The following is a 17988-nucleotide window of genomic DNA, read 5'->3' on the forward strand; positions in this document are numbered from 1 at the left end:
AGGGTGGCTGCCGTGCGCATCGCAACCTGGAACGTGAACTCTGTTCGTGCCCGTACCGACCGGATCCTGGACTGGCTCCAGCGGTCCGACGTCGACGTGCTGGCGATGCAGGAAACCAAGTGCAAGGATGAGCAGTTCCCGTACGAGCGTTTCCGTGAACTGGGCTACGAGGTCGCGCACGTGGGCCTCAGCCAGTGGAACGGCGTCGCGATCGCGTCCCGCGTGGGTCTCGACGACGTGCAGATCGGGTTCGAGGATCAGCCCGGTTTCCACAAGGACCCGGAGGTCGCGCCCGCGCAGGAAGCCCGCGCCATCGGCGCCACGTGCAACGGCGTCCGCATCTGGAGCCTGTACGTCCCCAACGGCCGTGAGCTGGCCGACCCGCACTACACGTACAAGCTCGACTGGCTGGCGAAGTTGCACACCGACGCGGTCGGGTGGCTGGGGCAGAACCCGGACGCGCAGATCGCGTTGGTCGGCGACTGGAACGTGGCCCCCACCGACGAGGACGTCTGGGATCCGGCGCTGTTCGAAGGCAAGACGCACACGTCCGCACCCGAGCGTGAGGCGTTCCAGGCATTCGTCGAATCCGGATTCGCCGACGTCGTCCGGCCGCACACCCCTGGCCCCGGTGTCTACACCTACTGGGATTACACCCAGTTGCGGTTCCCGAAGAAGCAGGGAATGCGCATCGACTTCGTGCTGGGTTCGCCCGCCCTCGCCGGCCGCGTCGACAAGGCCGAGATCGACCGCAACGAACGCAAGGGCAAGGGCGCCAGCGATCATGCGCCGGTCATCGTCGACCTCGGCGATTGAGAACGCAGCACACCGAGCGCCACAACCGCGCACCCGAATCCGATGAGCACTCCCTGCCCGATGCGCAGTGGGGCGTCGACGTAGAACTGCGGGATGAACAGCGCGAACCCCACTGCCATCGGGATCCCCGCCCACCCGGCGAGTAGCCGGGACCGGGCGATCGCCACGGCGGCAGCGGCTGCGCCGACCGCGACGAGGAGCAGACCGGTGGCGAACAGCGTCGCCTGCGCCGCCCCCATCCGCACGCTTTCGGTGAGGGTTGTGACCGCATTCTCGTCGAGGTCGCTGCCGCCCAGGGCGTGCAGCGCGAACGTTTCGGCCCCGTAATAGGGCAGCGTCAGCCCTGTCCCGATCCACGACGCCGCCACCGCGACCACCGCCGCCCGTTCACCGCCCGTCCCTTTCAGCAGTCCGCTGAGCGCGACGAGCGCAAGCCCGAACGCGATGAATCCGCCGACCGCGGCGAGGTGTGCGACGAGCCACGACGGTGAGGCGAACTCGGCCCGCCCGTCCGGCGCCCCGCCCGCTGCGTAGGGACGCACCAAGGGGTACACGACGAACAGGACGCCGGCGAGGGCGAACAGCGCCGCGGCGCAGATCCGTGCGACCCCGGTACGACTCTCGATCCGATCCGACACGGTCATGACGACTCCTCCATTGTGAGCACCGCTCTCTATGCAGAGCAGTATTCACAGCAGAGTCGCAGATGGCAAGAGCAGTGCTCTCGCGAGTGGGGCTACTCGGCAACCAGGACGTCGAGGTACTCAGGATTGAGCGCCAAGTAGCGCTGGACATACGTGCAGATGGGACGCACTTTCCAGCCACGCCGACGCGCCGAGCCGAGCGCCTCGCCCACGAGGACCGCGGCCAGCCCGCGCCCACCGAACTCTTCCTTGACGACCGTGTGCATGAACGCGACCACCTCGCCCGGCTTCGCGGTGAATCCGGGAATGTCGTCCTCGTCCCGGTAGCCGAGGATGCCGACCAACTCGTCCCCCAGCCACAGATCGAATCGTTCATGGGCAGGGTTGTCGAGCACGCGAGCATCAGCGGCCGTGATGTTCCCCGACGACTCGGAACTGTTCGAAATGTGATCCATGCCACTCATGGAATCAGTAAGGCGGCATCCTCGCGAGCGGAATCGCCGCTCCCGGAACCGTTTCGTTGCCGACGAGTGCCCGATTCGTGGCCCGCCGCAGTCAGCCGTCCACCGGAACGACGAGGTCGCGGTACTCGGGATGCGCCGAAACGAAGCGCTGCACGTACGTGCACACGGGCCGGACCTTCCAGCCGTACCCGCGGGCGAGGTCGAGGGAGCGACCCACCATGAGGGCGGCGAGTCCGCGGTGGCCGAAGTCCTCCACGATCACGGTGTGCATGAACGAGACCACGGGCGCCTGCCGCCCTCGACTCTTCGGGCCCGGCGGCCGAGCGGCCACCACGCCCTCGCCGGCACCGGCGCCGGGCGGGGTGTCCGCGAGGTCGAAATACCCGAGGATGCCGACCAGATCACCACTCAGGCGTAGCTCGAATCGGTTCTGATCGGCGTTGTCGATCACGTCCACAACCTGCGCGTCTGTCAGCATGGCTATCTCCTGGGGGTATGTGTCGTAATCGAAATGTGATGTTCATCACCCTTTATACCGATGCCGGGAACCGCTGTCCAAGTTTCACCCGAATGATTGATCACAGAGATCTCGGTTACAGTTTGTGTGACAACTACACATCCACGGGGGCTCGCACCAGCGGGCTGAGAGGACGGCTAGGGCCGTCGACCGTCGAACCTGTCCGGGTAATGCCGGCGTAGGGAGCATCATCGATGAGCACACACGTATCTACAGCCACGTCCGTCACGACGGGGCCGATCGAGGGCAGCACCAAGCAGTACCTGCTGTCGGGCGACGACATCCGGGTGCCGGTCCGGCGCGTACACCTCACCAACGGTGAACACCTCGACGTGTACGACACGTCGGGTCCGTACACCGACGCGGACGCCACGATCGACCTGGGAGCGGGATTGCCGCATCTGCGCGCACCGTGGATCGCCGGCCGGGAGGGCACCCAACTCGATGCCGCTCGCGCCGGCGTCGTCACCGCCGAGATGCAGTATTGCGCTGCACGCGAGGGTGTTTCACCCGAGACGGTGCGCACCGAGGTCGCGGCGGGACGCGCCGTGATCCCGGCCAACCGCTGCCATCCCGAACTCGAGCCGATGATCATCGGCAAGGCGTTCGCGGTGAAGATCAACGCGAACATCGGCAACAGCGCGGTCACGTCGTCGATCGCGGAAGAGGTCGAGAAGATGGTGTGGGCGACGCGGTGGGGTGCAGACACCATCATGGACCTGTCCACCGGCAAGAACATCCACGAGACACGAGAATGGATCCTGCGCAATTCGCCCGTGCCCGTGGGAACCGTGCCGATCTACCAGGCGCTCGAAAAGGTCGGCGGCGACCCGACCGCGCTCACATGGGAGATCTACCGCGACACCGTGATCGAACAGTGCGAGCAGGGCGTCGACTACATGACGGTCCACGCCGGTGTACTGCTTCGCTACATCCCGCTGACAGCACGTCGGGTCACCGGAATCGTCTCCCGCGGCGGGTCGATCATGGCGGCCTGGTGCCTGGCCCACCATCGAGAGTCATTCCTGTACACCCACTTCGGCGAACTGTGCGAGATCCTCCACCGCTACGACGTCACGTTCTCGCTCGGTGACGGTCTGCGCCCCGGCTCCATCGCGGATGCCAACGACGAAGCCCAGTTCGCGGAACTGCGCACCCTCGGGGAGCTCACGCGGATCGCGAAATCCCATGGGGTGCAGGTGATGATCGAAGGTCCCGGGCACGTCCCGATGCACAAGATCGTGGAGAACGTGCGCCTCGAGGAAGAGTTGTGCGAGGAGGCGCCGTTCTACACGCTCGGGCCGCTCGCCACCGACATCGCGCCGGCGTACGACCACATCACGTCCGCGATCGGCGCGGCGATGATCGCGCAGGCCGGCACCGCGATGCTCTGCTACGTGACACCCAAGGAACACCTGGGACTGCCGAATCGGGACGACGTCAAGACCGGGGTCATCACGTACAAGATCGCGGCGCACGCGGCGGATCTCGCGAAGCAGCATCCGCGGGCGCAGGAGCGGGACGACGCGCTGTCGAAGGCCCGGTTCGAATTCCGCTGGCACGACCAGTTCGCGCTGTCCCTCGACCCGGATACCGCGCGGGAGTTCCACGACGAGACGCTGCCCGCCGAGCCGGCAAAGACGGCCCACTTCTGCTCGATGTGCGGCCCGAAGTTCTGTTCGATGCGGATCTCCGCCGACGTGCGCGAGTACGCACAGCAACATGGACTCGATTCGGTCGAAGCCATCGAGGCGGGCATGGCCGAGAAGTCGAGCGAGTTCGTCGACGCAGGTGGTCGCGTGTATCTGCCCGTCGAGTCCGTCACCTCAGAGAATCGGTAAGGTCCCCTTCGTGAAGCTGCTGCCCCTGACCCCCGACGGCCAGACCCCCGTCCGAGTCCTCACCATCGCAGGCACCGATTCCGGCGGTGGCGCCGGGATCCAGGCCGACTCGCGGACGATGGCGCTGTGCGGCGTCCACGCATGCGTCGCGGTCGCCGCGGTGACGGTGCAGAACTCGGTGGGCGTCAGCGGTTTCCACGAGATTCCGCCGGAGACGGTGGCCGCGCAGGTGCGGTGCGTCGTCGACGACATCGGGGTCGGGGCAGCGAAGACGGGCATGCTGGCGTCGACGGCCATCATCGAGGCCGTCGCCGCCGTGTGCACCGAGGTCGGGATCGGCCGCGACCTACCGGTCCCGCTGGTCGTGGACCCGGTGTGCGCGTCGATGCACGGCGATCCGCTCCTGCACGCCGAGGCGCTGGACGCCGTGCGGAACACGCTGATCCCGATCGCCACGGTGGTCACCCCGAACCTCGACGAGATCCGGTTGATCACCGGCATCGAGGTGGTGGACGACGCGACCGCACGCCGCGCCGCCGAAGCGCTGCACGCGCTCGGGGCGCAGTGGTCGATCGTGAAGGGCGGGCATCTCCGGACGTCGGCGTCGAGCACCGATCTGCTGTTCGACGGCGACAGGTTCCTCGAGTTCAGCAGTCCCCGCATCGACACCGGCAACGACCACGGCGGCGGTGACACCCTCGCGGCCGCCATCGCGAGCGCGCTCGCCCACGGGTGGTCCGTGCCCGATGCGGTGGCGTTCGGTAAGGAATGGGTCACCAAGTGCCTGGAGGCGTCGTACGACCTGGGTGCCGGTCACGGCCCCGTCTCTCCACTGTGGCGACTCCGTCACCCGTGAGTACTTATTAACGTCCGGCGGTTGAGAAGTACTCACGGGCGGCGGAGCCGCAACCGCCAGATACCGAGGTCGGAGGGCACCCCGCTCGGCGCGGGGGCGAAGAAGGCGCGTCGCCACGGTTTGACGCCGACACCCAGTTCGTCGAGGGTGCCCGGCTGCAGACTCTCCAGCGTGGCGGACGACGCCATCACGTTGCCGTCGCCGCCCAGTTCCATCATGCGTGCCGCGATCGTCACGTCCACGCCGAGCCAGTCGCTGCCGATCTGCCGGGGCACACCGGTGTGCATGCCGACGCGCATCCGGGGGCGGTAGCCGTCCACCTCCACCTCCGCGAGCGCCTCCTGCGCGGCGAAGACGGCGTCGATCGCGCGGTCCGGGCTCGGGAAGACGGCCATCACGCCGTCCCCCAGGCGTTTCACCACGTGTCCTCCGCGGTCGACGATGGGGGTCTCGACGGCTCGGGCGACGTCACGCAGCAGGGCGAGGGTGGCGCTGTCACCGGCGGGCAGCGACCAACTGGAGAACCCCACCAGGTCGGTGAACACAATGGTCACTTCCTGCGTTCCCCGGCCGCGTCCGGTGCGCTCGAGCAGCGCCTGCCACACCTGCAGCGCGCCGAGGCTCATCTCGCGGGACGCGCCCGGCTGGTGGTCGAGGAAGCGATCGGCGACGCGGGCGATGGCCCGTGCGCTGCCGGGGCCTGCCGTCGACAGTGGATCGCCGAACGCCGGATCGCCGGGTAGCGCACGACGAACCCTCCGCAGCCCTTCGATCAGCTGTGGCTGCCGGTTCACCGATCCCATCCAGCCCAGAACCTTGTCGCCTCGTTTCGGTGTCTGCGCAGCGTCGAGTTCGGCACTGTCCTCTTCGGCCGGGTCGTCGCTCACGAGAGTAAGGGTAACCCAGCGTCACATGCACAAACCCGTGTCGAATCGGACATCACTCCGCCGCCCGCGCCTTCTCCCGGTCCGCGCCGGTGGGGACACCGTTCGGCCCGGCGAGCGACTCCGCATAGACCCCGACGGCATACGCGACCGCGGCGGCATTCTTGGCGAGCGCGGCCCGGTTCACGTTCTCGAGAGTGTCGGTCGCGCTGTGGTAGTTCTCGTCGTACACCACATCCGGGGTGCCGCCCCACTTCTGTGCCTGCTCGGGGGTCTTCGTCTCGTCGGCGCCGCTGAACACGCCGCCCGAGGGGATGCCGTGCTCGATGAACGGACCGTAGTCGGATCGGCCGTCGAAGTCCGTGCCGTCGGCGGCGACCCCGTTGCCCTTAAAGAACTCGATGAACGTGCGCTCGATGCCCGCGGAACCCTCCGGTCCGGGCCCCTCGCCGACGTTGTCGGAGTTGTCGCCGTCGTACGCCAAGTAGCCGGCGTTCTCGGAACCGAGCATGTCGAAGTTCAGGTACAGCGCGATGTCGTTCCGCTGGTCCTGGCTGAGGCTGTTCACGTAGGCCTCCGAACCGAGCAGACCCAATTCCTCGGCGCCCCAGAACGCGAAGCGCACCGCGTTGTCGACGTCGGGCGAACCGCCGAGCTGCACCGCCGTTTCGAGGGTCGCGGCGACGCCGGTGCCGTTGTCGTTGATGCCGGGACCGTCCGGGACGCTGTCCAGGTGGGCGCCGACCATCACGACGTCCTCGGCCGAACCGGTCTTCGTCTGGGCGATGACGTTACGAGCGGTGCTCGACTCGGTGGTGGTGTCGAGGGTGAGGGTGACGTCGCCCCCGGCCTGCTCGAGTGCGGCGCCGTCCGCCTTGCTCACTCCGCCGGTGGGCACCTTGCCCACGTCCGGGTCGCCGAGGGTTCCGCCGTTCATCGGTCCGTCCTCGTTGTTGACGACGATCACGCCTGCGGCGCCGCGCTCGGACGCGAACTGCTGCTTGGCCGCGAACGGGCACACCCCGCGGTTGACGAGGACGATCGCCCCGGTGACGTCGAGGCCGTCGTAATCGGTGACCTCGCATCCCGGACTCTCGTCCTTGGGGGCGGGTACCAGGCGGGCGGTGATCCCCTCCGGACCGGTCGACGGCGAATACGACAGCGCACGCACCTCGAAGTCACGGTCGCCGGACCTGAGTGCCTCCGTCCGGACGTCGAACTTGTGGAACTCGAATTCGGGCGTCTCGACGTCGAAGCCCTTGTCTTCCAGCACCTGTGCGACGTAGTCGACGCTGGCGTCGTAGCCGGAGGTTCCGGCCGCGCGGTTGCCGTTGTTGTTCTCGGCGATCGTCTGCAGTTGCTCCAGGTGTGCCACCACACCGCCCTCGGTGACCGAGGCCGCGAGAGCGCTCGCGTCGACCGGCGGCGAATCGGGTTCGCTCGTCGACGAGCACCCGGCCAAGATCATCGCACCGGCCACTCCGACTGTGAAGGCTCCCCGTAGTCGCATGTCGGGAGCCTAACGCAGAAGCACCGGTGGGCCGGCGCGAATGGATTTCGCACCGGCCCACAGGCTCCCGCCCCACCGTCACCCTCAGCCAGGTCTCCCGACGATCACCTGGCGGAGGAGCGGGGCGAAAGTACTGTATCGGGTGTCAGGCGTCGCGCTTGTTGACGACCACCAGGCCGGCCCCGAAGATCACGAAGACGAACACCGCGAAGTACACCAGGCTGCCCCACGGGCCCCAGTGGAATTCGACCCCCTGCGGCGCCCCCAGGAAGTTGTTGGCGTTGAGGAACGGCAGGAAGGGCATGATCTTCTCGCCGAACGAGCCGAACAGGTTGAACAGGCTCTCGATCAGCAGCGGCCACAGCAGCAGCAGTGCGATCGCGCCCGCCGACTGACGCAGCAGCGTGCCGACACCGACGGCGAGAACCACGCACAGGAACGCGTAGATCGGGACGCCGTAGATCGACCGCCACGCGTCGTCACCCGACAAGGTGAGCGCCGCTCCGGCCTCGTCACCCGCGGTCGCCTTCGCGATGGCGTACGCACCGAAGGTGAGCACGAACGTCAGCACGGCGCCGAACGCGCCGATCAGGCCGGCCTTCGCGACGAGGACGGACGCGCGGTTCGGGATGGCCTGGAACGTGGTGCGGATGACGCCGAACCGGTATTCGCTGGTCACGGCGAGCGCCGCGAGGATCATCAGGACCAGCACGCCGAATCCGGAGACCCCGCCGACCGCGTCCGACATCTGCGGCAGGAACGGATCGAAATCCGGTTGCTTACCGTCGGCGATCTGGTTGTTGAAGGAGTTGATGCTCGCCTTGGCGCTCAGCCCGATGACCGCGGCGAGGCCGAGACCCAGCACGATGATGATGACCGTGCACCACCACGGCGACCTCGTCGACGTGATCTTGATCCGTTCGGCATTGAGAACAGCCATTACAGTGCACCCCTCATCACATCTTCGACGCCCTCTGCGTGGTACTGCACGTCGTCTCCGGTCAACTTCATGAAGGCGTCCTCCAGCGATCCACGCTGAGATGCCAACTCGTGCAGGACGATGCCCTGCGAACCGGCGATCCCGCCGACGACGTCCGTCGACGAATCCACCACGACGAGCGCCTGCTGCCCGTCGGATCCGTCCTCGCGCACGGTGAGCCCGTTGGACGTGAGCGCGCTGCGCAGCGCGTCCAGCTGCGGGCTCCGCACGCGCACCGTCGATTCCGAGGACTTGCTGACGAACTCGGACACGGTGGTGTCGGCGATCAGACGCCCCCGGCCGATGACCACCAGATGTTCGGCGGTGAGCGCCATCTCGGACAGCAGGTGGCTCGACACCAGCACGGTGCGTCCCTCCGCGGCGAGGCGCTGCATGAACTTCCGGATCCAGACGATGCCCTCCGGGTCGAGCCCGTTCACCGGCTCGTCGAACAGCAGCACCTTCGGGTCGCCGAGGAGCGTGGCGGCCAGGCCCAGTCGCTGGGACATGCCGAGCGAGAACCCGCCTGCCTTCTTCCCGGCCACCTCGGTGAGCCCGACGAGGTGCAGCACCTCGTCGACCCGGCTCTTGGGCAGCGAGTTGGACGCCGCCATCCACTGCAGGTGGGCGCGGGCCGAGCGGTTGGGGTGCACCCATTTCGCGTCGAGCAGTGCCCCCACCGTCCGCAGCGGCTGCACCAGGTCTCCGTACGGTTTGCCGTCGATCAACGCGGTGCCCGCCGTGGGGCGGTCCAGCCCGAGGATCATGCGCATGGTCGTCGATTTGCCTGCACCGTTCGGGCCGAGGAAGCCGGTGACCATACCCGGCTTCACGTTGAACGTCAGGTTGTCCACCGCCTTCGTCGCACCGAAGGTCTTTGAAAGTCCCCTCACTTCAATCATGGTGAGAAGGATGCCGGAACCTGCGGCCGGCGCGCATCGGCCGCAGGTCTACACCTGACTCGTCCCCTGGTACCGGTCGGACCCTGAGCGAGACCCCGACGCGACCCCGAGAACTACGACGACGCCTGCGCCCAGAACCGCTTGGGAATGCGGCCCGCGTGACGTGCCTCGTAGCCCGCCACCACGGCCCCGCGCATCGCCGAAGCCATGAGTGCCGGGTCCTTCGCCCTGGTCACAGCCGTGGCCAGCAGCACGGCATCGCAGCCGAGTTCCATCGCGAGGGTCGCGTCGCTGGCGGTCCCGATGCCGGCGTCGAGGATGACGGGAACCCCGGCACCCTCCACGATCATCTGGATGTTGTGCGGGTTCGCGATACCGAGCCCGGTGCCGATCGGCGAACCCAGCGGCATCACGGCCACGCAGCCGACGTCCTCGAGCCTGCGGGCCAGCACCGGGTCGTCGGTGGTGTACGGCAGGACGACGAAACCGTCGTCGACCAGTTGCTCTGCAGCGCTGACCAACTCGATGGCGTCGGGCATCAGGGTGCGTTCGTCGGCGATGACCTCGAGCTTCACCCAGTCGGTCTCGAGCGCCTCACGGGCGAGTTGCGCCGTCAGCACCGCCTCGGCCGCACCGCGACACCCGGCCGTGTTGGGCAGCGGCGCGATGTCGAGCCGGCGCAGCAGGTCCAGCACACCGGTGCCGCCTGCGGCGTCGACGCGGCGCATCGCGACCGTGGTCAGCTCGGTGCCGGACGCGACGAGCGCCTCTTCGAGCACCGTGAGGTTGGCGGCGCCGCCGGTGCCCATGATCAACCGTGAACCGAACGTGCGGCCCGCGATCGTGAGGCCCTTCTGCACGCCGGGCGTCGCGTCAGCCACCCTGCACCGCCGTGAGGATCTCGATCTCCCAGCCCCGGACCACGAGCTCGTCCCACCGGGCGCGCGGGAACACGGCGCCGTTCACTGCCACCGCGATGCCTTTGGTGGGCAGGTTCAGCACCTCCAGCAGCCCGGTGACGGTCAACGGTTCCGTGAACTCGTGGTCCTCGCCGTTGACGCTGATGCCGATCGGCACCACTAGTTGCTGCTCACTCATCTCTACCTCGCTACTTTCTCGAAACGTTCGGGGTCGGCGGCTTTCGCCTCGACCAGTGCCGAGCCCTCCAACAATGCCACCGTCGCGTCGGCGGTCACCGGGGTGAGCAGGATGCCGTTACGGCCGTGTCCCGTCGCCACCACGACCCGATCGGACACCCGGCCGATCAGCGGCAGGTTGTCCGGGGTCATCGGGCGCAGACCTGCCGAGGTCTCGCGCAGTTCGTACTCGCCGATGGCGGGCATCAGCGCCTCGGCGTCCGCGATCAGGTCTCGCACGCCGGCCACCGTGACCTGCGTGTCGTTGCCCGACTCGTACTGGGTGGCACCGACGACGATGCCGTCGGCCCGTGGCACCAGGTAGGCGGGCCTGCCGTGCACGCTGCCGCGGATGGTGCGGCCGGGCGCGGGGGTCACCCCGGGACGCGAGCGCAACCGCAGGATCTCGCCCTTCACGGGGCGAACCGGAAGCCCGGGCCACAGGGCCGGTGACGCGATGCCCGCGGTGACGACGATCTGGTCCGTGCTCAGCCGGTCGAGGCTGTGCACGGCCTCCCCGATCAGCTCCACTCCGGCGTCGACGGCGCACCGCTGCAACGCCTGCAACAGCAGCCTGTTGTCCACGGCCAGTTCGTCGACGGCCAAAAGTCCCAACCGGACTCCGCGACCCAGCATCGGCTCGAGGGCCCGAACTTCGGCGCGACCCAGGATCTGCAGTTCCCGCCCCTGCGCACCCACCCATTCGGCGATGGTCCGCAGGTCCTCCGCGTCGGCGCCGTCCAGCGCGACGGTGAGCGAACTCTCCGACGTGAACAGCTCGACGCCGGCCCCGGCCTCGAGTTCCTTCCCGAATTCGGGCCACCGGTCGAGCGACGCGCTCCCCAGTTCGAGGACGCTCTCCTCGCCGGGCCAGCCCTCGGACAACGGGGCGAGCATGCCGCCCGCCACCCAGGACGCTCCCGAACCGATCGACGGGTCGTACAGCCGTACCGACCACCCGTTGCGGGCTGCGCGCCACGCAATGGACAGGCCGATCACTCCGCCTCCGACGACGGATACCGATCTCGCCATTGAACTCCACCTCACTTCCTGCGCCGGCATGATCCGGGTCAGGTATGACGGTCGGGCTCGGCGTGAGCCCCTCTCAGCCCCACGTTCCCCGGGACTCCCGTGTTGCACTTTCACCGTAGAGGCTACCGTCATGCCGTGACCACCTCGCATCACAGCAACCTCACGGACCGTCGGCGCCGCCTCGGAACAGCACGTTTGTACCTGTGCACCGATGCTCGGCGCGAGAAGGGCGACCTGGCGCAGTTCGCCGAGGCCGCACTGTCCGGCGGCGTCGACATCATCCAGCTCCGCGACAAGGGCTCGGCCGGAGAGAAGAAGTTCGGCACGATGGACGCCCGGGACGAACTGGCGGCACTGTCGGTGCTCGCGGCCGCGGCCAGGCGGCACGGAGCGCTGCTCGCGGTCAACGACCGCGCCGACATGGCGCTGGCGGCCGGGGCCGACGTGCTGCACCTCGGCCAGGGCGACCTGCCCGTCCCGTACGCACGGACCGTGGTGGGTTCCGACGTCCTGATCGGCCGCTCCACCCACAGTCGCGCGCAGGCCAGTCTCGCGGCGATCGAGGACGGCGTCGACTACTTCTGCACCGGTCCGGTGTGGGCCACCCCCACCAAGCCGGGGCGGACCGCGTCGGGCATCGATCTGGTGCGATCGACCGCCGACTCGGAGCCGAACCGCCCGTGGTTCGCGATCGGCGGCATCGACGAGTCCCGCGTTCCGGAGATCCTCGCCGCGGGGGCCTCCCGCATCGTCGTCGTGCGGGCCGTCACCGAGGCCCGCGACCCGCAGGCCGCCGCGCGCTCGCTGTCCGCCCTGTTGCAGCAGAACGCGTAGTTACGGCTGGTCCAGCCAGTCCAGCACCGTAGCGGGCGGCAGGACCACGACTGTGGCCGGCAACTGTTCGATCAGGTCGGGGTCGGTGGTGACGAATGCCGTCACCGTTCCCAGTGTGGTGCCGTGGCCGGCCGGTTCGGCGAGGCTGCCGACCGCGTCCAGGGCTTCGAGCACCTCGACGCGCGGCAACCACCCGTAGGTGCCGTCGGGCAGGTGCACCGTGCGGGGCAGTGCCTTCGACAACTGCGCCAGCGCGCCGCGTTCGCCCAGCACGTCGTGCCGGTCGAGCAGCAATCGCACCTCGGTGGTGCGCAGTTGCGGCCACCCCGCTTCGAATCCCGGGTGCAGCGGCAACCCGGCGACGTCGGTTTCCCGCACCCAGCGCAGTTCGGTGCTCTCGCCGTTCGCGACGGTGGGCAGTGGGCGCTCGGCGTCGGCAATCACCGTGGTGTAACTCCAGCCGCTCGCGGCCTTCATCGTGACGACCTCGGTGCGGACGCGGATGGCCGCGCTCTCGATGCCGGCTTCCTCGTGGGCCTCGCGTACCGCGGCGTGGGTGGTGGTCTCGTGGCTGTCCCGGGCACCGCCGGGCAACGCCCACGTACCGCCCTGGTGACTCCAGACCGCACGGTGCTGCAGCAGCACGGCCGGCGTCTCGTCGGGGAGCGGCGCACGCAGCAACAACCCGGCCGCACCGTGCTTGCCCCAATGACGACTGCCGTCCGGCCCGGTTGCCCAACCGTCACCGTCACCACGCATCGACTACCCCTGTCCGACCTGATGGGTCTCCCTGCAGTTCCCTCACACTAACGGTTTCTTCCGGAACTGCCCGTCGGCAGTCGTGAACCGACCGCTGCTTATATGCTCCCCACAAGGTGCGGCCATGACACGGGAGGGGTGCGAGGTGGTTCTGCGTGAGGCACCGTCGATCGAACCCCACGGCAGCCGCGCATTGTCTGCCGTCGCGGACGACGACGTCGACCCCGCGGTGGCACGCCGCAAGGAACTGCGCGCGTTCCTGGAGTCGACTCCCGCCAAACTCACCGCCCTCGGAGCCCTCCTGGTCCTGCTCACACTCGCGGCCGGGTTGGTGGCCGCCTCGACGGTGAACAGCAGGGAAGCCACTCTCGACAGCGTCCTCGCGGAGACGGAACCACTGTCGTTCTCGGCGCAGAACCTCTACAGCGCCCTGTCCGTGGCGGATGCCGCGGCCACGACGGCGTTCATCTCCGGCGGTCTCGAACCTCCCGAACTCCGCGACACCTACGCGCAGGCGATCGGCACGGCCTCCGCCGACCTGGTGTACGCGTCGGGCGGTCTCGCGGCGAGCGACGTGGACAGCCGCCGTCTGCTGGCCTCCATCTCCAGCGACCTCAGCGTCTACGCCGGTCTCGTCGAGACCGCGCGGGCCAACAATCGCACCGGCCATCCCGTCGGCGCGGCCTACCTCAGCGAGGCGTCCACGCTGATGCAGACGAGCATGCTGCCGATGGCGCAGCAGTTGCACGCCCAGCAGGAGGCTGACGTCGCGGACACGCAACGGGACTACTCCCGCCCGCCCTGGCTGGCGCTGATCCTGATCCTCGTCGCGCTCGTCGCGCTGCTCGGCGCCCAGATCGTCATCGCGAGACTCAGTCGGCGCACGTTCAATCTCGGGCTGATCGTGGCGTCGTCGTGCACGGCGATCCTCCTGGTGTGGATGCTGGTCGCCGGTCTGGTCTCCTCCGTCGACACCAAGCGGGCACTGACCGAGGGCGCCCGCCCGATGCACGAGTTGACCGCCGCCCGCATCCTGGCCCAGCAGGCGCGCACCGAGGAGACTCTCAAACTGGTCCGCCGCGACTCGAACGGTGACTACGACGCCGTCTTCGAGGACAAGTCCGGTCAGCTCGACACCCTGCTGTCGAGCTACCCCCACGACGGCGACCGCGCGGTCGGCCACGACGAGGTGGCGCGGGCGCAGGAGGCGTGGACGCTCTGGTCCTCGGCGCACGACCGCATGAACGAGATCCTCGCCGAGGGCGACTTCGCCTCGGCGGCAACAGTCGCCATCGGACCGGGACCGTCGGATTCCGCGGCGCAGTTCACCGCCGTCGACGACGCGCTCACCGACGGAATCGGCACCGCCCGCGACCGTCTGCGGTCGCATGTCGAATCCGCGGCCCGCGTGCTGACCGCGCTCGGTTCCGGTGCCCTCGTCCTGACGCTCATCGCGTTCGGCGGAATTATCATCGGGTTGTGGCCTCGGTTGCGGGAATACCAGTGAGGGGGCGCCGGATCGCGCTGGCGCTGGTGGCGGCCACGTTGCTGATCGGCGGGTGCGCCGAGTCGAGTCCGGAGCACGTCGGATCGCCGAGCGTGTCGTACACCGAGCCCCCGCTACCCGCGGCCGCGACGCCGGCGCCCGAGACCAGCGCTGCGCCGCCGACTCCGGAGAAGGACTGCGGCGATCCCACCGCGAGCCTGCGCCCGTTCCCCGATGCCGACGCCGCACCGCCGATGCCGACGGTCGACGCCATCCGCGCGCGGGGCCGTCTCGTCGTCGGCCTCGATACGGGCAGCAACCTGATGAGTTTCCGCGACCCGGCGACCGGCGCCATCCAGGGCTTCGACGTCGACATCGCCCGCGAGATCGCGCGGGACCTGTTCGGCGATCCCGACCGGCTCGAGTACCGCATCCTCACGTCGGCGAATCGTGAGAAGGCACTGCAGGAGTCGATGGTCGACATCGTGGCCAAGACGATGACCATCACCTGCGATCGGAAGGAACGGGTGGCGTTCTCCTCCGAGTACTTCGAGGCGCAGCAGCGGGTCCTCGTCGTGAAGGGCTCCCCGATCCGCAGCGCCGCCGACCTGGACGGCAAGCGGGTCTGCGTCGTCCGCGGCACGACGTCGCTGACACGGCTGCAGCAGGTGGCGCCCACCGCGGACATCCTGACGGTGCCCATGTGGTCGGATTGCCTGGTGGTCCTGCAACAACGGCAGGTCGATGCGGTGAGCACCGACGACACGATCCTCGCCGGCCTGGCGTCCCAGGACCCGTATCTCGAGATCGTCGGAGACAGCATGGGCGCCGAGCCGTACGGCGTCGGCATCACCAAGGCGAACGAGGACCTGGTGCGATTCGTCAACGGCACGCTCGAACGCATCCGCCGCGACGGTACCTGGACCAGGATGTACGACCAGTGGCTGTCGATGCTGGGGCCGTCCCCCGCCCCGCCGTCCGCCGTGTACCAGGACTGAGGGGACACATGCCGCAGCATTCGAAGAACCCGGAGTCCACCGACCCGGACATCGCCACCCAGGCCGCCGTCCGGGAGCCGGAAGAGGAGGCCACACAGGCCGCGGTCCGGGAAGAACCGGACGAGGGTCCGGCCACCCAGGCGAGGCCGACGTCCCGGCCGTCCGATGCGTCCGGCACCGGCCGCTCGACGCGCTCACCGCGCACCCGGTCCGGGCGGCGCCTGCGACTCGGCGGCGGTCTCGTCGAGGTTCCCGTCGTGAAGACGCTCGACCCGGCGTCCGCCGTGATGACCGACCCGAAAGTCCCCGAGAGCAAGCGCTTCTGCTGGAAATGCAACAAACCGGTCGGCCGCACCAGTGCCACGTCGGAGGGCTCCGAGTACGGTCTGTGCCCCTCGTGCGGAGCCACCTACGACTTCCGGCCGCTTCTCGACCCGAACGAGCTGATCGGCGGCCAGTACGAGGTGCAGGGCTGCATCGCGCACGGCGGCCTCGGCTGGATCTACCTGGCCATCGATCGCAACGTCAGCGACCGGTGGGTGGTCCTCAAGGGCCTGTTGCACTTCGGCGACGCCGAGGCTCAGGCCGTGGCGGTCGCCGAACGCCAGTTCCTCGCCGAGGTGGCCCACCCGAGCATCGTGAAGATCTTCAACTTCGTGGAGCATCCCCGGTCGGACGGGACCCCGATGGGCTACATCGTCATGGAGTACGTGGGCGGTCACTCGCTGCGGGACGTGCTGTCGACGCACGAGAAGCCCGAGCGCATGCCGGTCGAGCAGGCCATCGCCTACGTGCTCGAAATCCTTCCCGCACTGGCGTATCTGCACTCCACCGGCCTGGTGTACAACGACCTCAAACCGGACAACGTGATGGTCACCGAGGACGCCCTCAAATTGATCGACCTCGGGGCCGTCGCGGGCATCGAGGACTACGGCTACCTGTACGGCACACCCGGGTTTCAGGCGCCGGAGATCGTCAAGACGGGCCCGACCGTGGCGTCCGACATCTACACGGTGGGGCGCACACTCGCCGTCCTGACGCTCGACATGCCGTCCGACAAGGGCCGGTACCTCGACGGGATCCCGTCCCCCGAGCAGGCGCCGCTCCTCGCGGAATACGAGTTCTTCCACCGACTCCTGTTGCGCGCCACCGACCCCGATCCGAGCCGGCGTTTCGCGTCCGCCGAGGAGATGGCGGGTCAGCTCACGGCAGTACTGCGGGAGGTGCTCGCGCAGCAGACCGGCGAGGAGCATCCCGGACTGTCGACCGTGTTCAGCAAGCAGAGAACGACGTTCGGCACGAACGAGGCCGTCGAGCAGACCGACGTGTACGTCGACGGCGTCGAACGGGACGAGAATCTCGATCCGCAGTCCGTGGCGCAGGCGTTGGCGGTGCCCCTGATCGACCCGACCGATCCCAATGCCCCACTCCTGGCCGCCGCGGTGCACAGCGAACCGCAGCAGACACTGGAGTCCATTCGGCACGCGCGCGAGAACGGTATCGAACGAGTCGTCGGCGACTTGGACGTGTCGTTCTCCCGGGAACTCACGCTCGCCGAGATCAAGGCGCACCTCGATCTCGGTGACGCCGCCACCGCCACCGAACTTCTCCGCGACGTGGCGGGAGACATGGGCGGGAACTGGCGCGTCGACTGGTACGCCGGACTCGCGACGCTCATCGCCGGCGAATACGAGACAGCGTTCTCCCGTTTCGAATCCGTGCTGAAGGCGATGCCCGGGGAGACGGCTCCCAAGCTTGCGCTGGCCGCCACCGCCGAACTGATTCTGCAGCACTGGGAGAGTTCCGATCCCCATCAGTGGCGGACGTTCGCCGAGAAGTACTACCGGACGGTGTGGCGGACCGACCACAGCATGGTGAGTGCGGCATTCGGGCTGGCGCGGCAACTCACCCAACGCGGAGACCTGCCCGGTGCCATCGCCGCCCTCGATCAGGTTCCCGCGACCTCCCGGCACTTCACCATGGCCCGGATGACGAGTGTGCTGATGCTGTTGTCCGGCAAGCCGATCGAGGAGATCGACGAAGCAGCCCTCCGGGAGGCCGCACTCCGTGTCGCCGCGCTCGCACCCGAGGAGAGCCGGGCACTGCAGATGCGCACGCTCGTACTGGGCACCGCACTGGACTGGATGCGCGCCGGTCACACGTCGGCGACGGAACGCGACCAGATCCTCGGTGTGCCGTTCACCGAACGGGGCCTCCGCAAGGGCGCCGAGGCCGGCCTGCGGGCGCTGGCCCGCAACGCCCCCGAGCGCACTCACCGGTACACGCTGGTGGATCTGGCCAACGCCATCCGGCCCAAGAGCCTGCTGTAA

Annotated in this window: 18 protein-coding genes and 2 riboswitches; of the genes, 7 read left to right on the top strand and 11 right to left on the bottom strand. The window is 68.4% G+C overall.

The features are described 5' to 3' along the window. Positions 1-12: 12 nt before the first annotated feature. Entirely contained in the window at positions 13-816 is an 804-nt protein-coding gene (locus ACLIVD_RS29710) for an exodeoxyribonuclease III (RefSeq protein ID WP_025433168.1), read from the top strand. Here the strand turns inward: ACLIVD_RS29710 and ACLIVD_RS29715 are convergent. The 3 genes from ACLIVD_RS29715 to ACLIVD_RS29725 form a co-directional block, all read right to left on the bottom strand. Then, positions 783-1460: a hypothetical protein gene (locus ACLIVD_RS29715; protein WP_491931077.1), complete on the bottom strand. Its 678-nt coding sequence runs from the start codon at positions 1458-1460 to the stop codon at positions 783-785. The genes ACLIVD_RS29710 and ACLIVD_RS29715 overlap by 34 nt on opposite strands. A 92-nt stretch (positions 1461-1552) precedes the next feature. Further along, complete coding sequence (locus ACLIVD_RS29720) at positions 1553-1915, bottom strand: GNAT family N-acetyltransferase (RefSeq protein ID WP_283336511.1); 363 nt, start codon at positions 1913-1915, stop codon at positions 1553-1555. Between the two features lie 100 nt (positions 1916-2015). Further along, entirely contained in the window at positions 2016-2402 is a 387-nt protein-coding gene (locus ACLIVD_RS29725; protein ID WP_283354299.1) for a GNAT family N-acetyltransferase, read from the bottom strand. A gap of 133 nt (positions 2403-2535) precedes the next feature. Beyond that, positions 2536-2643, top strand: a riboswitch (TPP riboswitch). On the opposite strand from ACLIVD_RS29725, the gene thiC reads away from it, so the two are divergent. Together thiC and thiD are read left to right on the top strand one after the other, a co-directional pair. Then, a complete protein-coding gene (thiC, locus tag ACLIVD_RS29730; protein WP_283354300.1) occupies positions 2636-4282 on the top strand; it encodes a phosphomethylpyrimidine synthase ThiC in 1647 nt (548 codons plus the stop codon). Its footprint overlaps the riboswitch before it by 8 nt. A 10-nt stretch (positions 4283-4292) precedes the next feature. After that, the gene (gene thiD, locus ACLIVD_RS29735; protein WP_105421232.1) at positions 4293-5138 is read left to right on the top strand and encodes a bifunctional hydroxymethylpyrimidine kinase/phosphomethylpyrimidine kinase; all 846 of its coding nucleotides are present in this window, start codon (positions 4293-4295) and stop codon (positions 5136-5138) included. Between the two features lie 32 nt (positions 5139-5170). Here thiD and ACLIVD_RS29740 read toward each other — a convergent pair whose 3' ends face one another. From ACLIVD_RS29740 to thiO, 7 genes are all read right to left on the bottom strand, one after another. Then, complete coding sequence (locus ACLIVD_RS29740; RefSeq protein WP_005563843.1) at positions 5171-6025, bottom strand: adenylate/guanylate cyclase domain-containing protein; 855 nt, start codon at positions 6023-6025, stop codon at positions 5171-5173. A gap of 52 nt (positions 6026-6077) precedes the next feature. Further along, positions 6078-7532: a M20/M25/M40 family metallo-hydrolase gene (locus ACLIVD_RS29745; protein WP_491931078.1), complete on the bottom strand. Its 1455-nt coding sequence runs from the start codon at positions 7530-7532 to the stop codon at positions 6078-6080. A gap of 145 nt (positions 7533-7677) precedes the next feature. Further along, the gene (locus ACLIVD_RS29750) at positions 7678-8472 is read right to left on the bottom strand and encodes an ABC transporter permease (RefSeq protein WP_037240603.1); all 795 of its coding nucleotides are present in this window, start codon (positions 8470-8472) and stop codon (positions 7678-7680) included. Beyond that, complete coding sequence (locus ACLIVD_RS29755; protein WP_280779803.1) at positions 8472-9413, bottom strand: ABC transporter ATP-binding protein; 942 nt, start codon at positions 9411-9413, stop codon at positions 8472-8474. The genes ACLIVD_RS29750 and ACLIVD_RS29755 overlap by 1 nt, the downstream gene beginning before the upstream one ends. Before the next feature lie 113 nt (positions 9414-9526). Then, on the bottom strand, positions 9527-10294 hold the full coding sequence (locus ACLIVD_RS29760) for a thiazole synthase (protein ID WP_491931079.1): 768 nt from the start codon (positions 10292-10294) through the stop codon (positions 9527-9529). Continuing rightward, the gene (thiS, locus tag ACLIVD_RS29765) at positions 10287-10511 is read right to left on the bottom strand and encodes a sulfur carrier protein ThiS (protein WP_280779801.1); all 225 of its coding nucleotides are present in this window, start codon (positions 10509-10511) and stop codon (positions 10287-10289) included. Before thiS ends, ACLIVD_RS29760 begins: the two co-directional genes overlap by 8 nt. A gap of 2 nt (positions 10512-10513) precedes the next feature. Further along, entirely contained in the window at positions 10514-11581 is a 1068-nt protein-coding gene (thiO, locus tag ACLIVD_RS29770) for a glycine oxidase ThiO (RefSeq protein ID WP_317568326.1), read from the bottom strand. Then, positions 11580-11692, bottom strand: a riboswitch (TPP riboswitch). It overlaps the preceding gene by 2 nt. Positions 11693-11716: 24 nt before the next feature. Here thiO and thiE point away from each other — a divergent pair. Next, positions 11717-12415, top strand: coding sequence for a thiamine phosphate synthase (thiE, locus tag ACLIVD_RS29775; protein ID WP_144287983.1), 699 nt, complete (start codon positions 11717-11719; stop codon positions 12413-12415). Here the strand turns inward: thiE and ACLIVD_RS29780 are convergent, their stop codons facing one another. Continuing rightward, positions 12416-13174 carry an NUDIX hydrolase gene (locus ACLIVD_RS29780; RefSeq protein ID WP_280779799.1) on the bottom strand — a complete coding sequence of 253 codons (759 nt, stop codon included), beginning with the start codon at positions 13172-13174 and terminating at the stop codon, positions 12416-12418. 145 nt (positions 13175-13319) lie between these two features. Between ACLIVD_RS29780 and ACLIVD_RS29785 the strand changes: the two genes are divergently transcribed. The 3 genes from ACLIVD_RS29785 to ACLIVD_RS29795 are packed head-to-tail and all read left to right on the top strand — an operon-like array spanning position 13320 to position 17988. After that, positions 13320-14681, top strand: coding sequence for a GlnX family signal transduction membrane protein (locus tag ACLIVD_RS29785; RefSeq protein WP_491932933.1), 1362 nt, complete (start codon positions 13320-13322; stop codon positions 14679-14681). Then, positions 14678-15658: a glutamate ABC transporter substrate-binding protein gene (locus ACLIVD_RS29790; protein ID WP_477952752.1), complete on the top strand. Its 981-nt coding sequence runs from the start codon at positions 14678-14680 to the stop codon at positions 15656-15658. The genes ACLIVD_RS29785 and ACLIVD_RS29790 overlap by 4 nt, the downstream gene beginning before the upstream one ends. A gap of 8 nt (positions 15659-15666) precedes the next feature. Next, positions 15667-17988, top strand: coding sequence for a serine/threonine-protein kinase (locus ACLIVD_RS29795; protein ID WP_491931080.1), 2322 nt, complete (start codon positions 15667-15669; stop codon positions 17986-17988).

Source organism: Rhodococcus sp. G6(2025), from assembly GCF_058628105.1.

Excerpts from the sequence above, each read along its gene's own strand:
- ACLIVD_RS29715 (WP_491931077.1), bottom strand. The coding sequence starts at position 1,460 with ATGACCGTGTCGGATCGGATCGAGAGTCGTACCGGGGTCGCACGGATC.
- ACLIVD_RS29720 (WP_283336511.1), bottom strand. The coding sequence starts at position 1,915 with ATGGATCACATTTCGAACAGTTCCGAGTCGTCGGGGAACATCACGGCC.
- ACLIVD_RS29725 (WP_283354299.1), bottom strand. The coding sequence starts at position 2,402 with ATGCTGACAGACGCGCAGGTTGTGGACGTGATCGACAACGCCGATCAG.
- thiC (WP_283354300.1), top strand. The coding sequence starts at position 2,636 with ATGAGCACACACGTATCTACAGCCACGTCCGTCACGACGGGGCCGATC.
- ACLIVD_RS29745 (WP_491931078.1), bottom strand. The coding sequence starts at position 7,532 with ATGCGACTACGGGGAGCCTTCACAGTCGGAGTGGCCGGTGCGATGATC.
- ACLIVD_RS29750 (WP_037240603.1), bottom strand. The coding sequence starts at position 8,472 with ATGGCTGTTCTCAATGCCGAACGGATCAAGATCACGTCGACGAGGTCG.
- ACLIVD_RS29755 (WP_280779803.1), bottom strand. The coding sequence starts at position 9,413 with ATGATTGAAGTGAGGGGACTTTCAAAGACCTTCGGTGCGACGAAGGCG.
- thiS (WP_280779801.1), bottom strand. The coding sequence starts at position 10,511 with ATGAGTGAGCAGCAACTAGTGGTGCCGATCGGCATCAGCGTCAACGGC.
- thiO (WP_317568326.1), bottom strand. The coding sequence starts at position 11,581 with ATGGCGAGATCGGTATCCGTCGTCGGAGGCGGAGTGATCGGCCTGTCC.
- ACLIVD_RS29780 (WP_280779799.1), bottom strand. The coding sequence starts at position 13,174 with ATGCGTGGTGACGGTGACGGTTGGGCAACCGGGCCGGACGGCAGTCGT.
- ACLIVD_RS29795 (WP_491931080.1), top strand. The coding sequence starts at position 15,667 with ATGCCGCAGCATTCGAAGAACCCGGAGTCCACCGACCCGGACATCGCC.